Origin of the sequence: Pectobacterium brasiliense, assembly GCF_013449685.1 — a bacterium.
Taxonomy (GTDB): domain Bacteria; phylum Pseudomonadota; class Gammaproteobacteria; order Enterobacterales; family Enterobacteriaceae; genus Pectobacterium; species Pectobacterium brasiliense_A.
Genome location: NZ_JACDSF010000102.1, coordinates 1 through 772, shown reverse-complemented (window position 1 = coordinate 772; position 772 = coordinate 1). Strand labels below are relative to the sequence as shown.

At 29.3% G+C, this 772-nt stretch carries 1 protein-coding gene; it reads right to left on the bottom strand.

Annotation, left to right across the window (positions count from 1 at the left end; all coding sequences use genetic code 11):
• Positions 1-187: 187 nt before the first annotated feature.
• Positions 188-589: a hypothetical protein gene (locus H0248_RS21380; RefSeq protein WP_180787410.1), complete on the bottom strand. Its 402-nt coding sequence runs from the start codon at positions 587-589 to the stop codon at positions 188-190.
• Between the last annotated feature and the right edge of the window lie 183 nt (positions 590-772).

Below are 772 nucleotides of genomic sequence, written 5' to 3'. Positions count from 1 at the left end.
TACTATTTGGCGAAGCTATTTAGAAGCTAACGCCGCTTGCTCAGCGGCTATTTCATTACTTTTTATATATTAATTTTTCATGACAGTTACGACATACAATCGTATTCCTTAAAATTAAATTATAGTTATACTTTATTTAACACAACACCTTGCGGTTAAGTTTTCCATGCGACTTTTTGATAAAATTTTACTTAGGCCTTCTATTAATAGTTTTGGGTGTCAATTTTGAATTTTCATATTTTTCAAAACCTAAGTCATCTGTCAATGATAATCCATTTCTAAGATGAGAATAAACAATATCACTTATGTCTTTCTTCAACTTATCCAACTCTTTATTATCATTTACTTCAAAAAACTCACGAAGGAAAGGAATTGATGTAACATCCTCTCTGTTTATTTCTCTATGTGATGAACCGATTTCAGTGTTAGAATATTTATATTTCACCTCATCCCTATATAAATAAACTATTGTTCTTTCTCGCTTATCATCGTAATAAAAATTAATACCAAATGGTTGATTGTTTTTTTCATATATAAACTCAAGAGAGTTTGATATATTATTATACCCACAGAATTTAGAACTTCTCATTATTAACCCCTTATATTTAATTAAAATAACCTCTTTTAGTTTTTTATTGTGCTATTTATAGCATCTAATAATAAATAAAAAATTATACAGAATAAAACAATAGGCAGCCGCATGTAATTAGCGGGTTAACTGACGAACGGCTGATGCGAGAGAAAGAGGCAGGGCAAGATCATGAACGTTTTT

Bases quoted from the DNA above. Each gene is read 5' to 3' on its own strand.
- H0248_RS21380 (WP_180787410.1), bottom strand. From the start codon at position 589: ATGAGAAGTTCTAAATTCTGTGGGTATAATAATATATCAAACTCTCTT.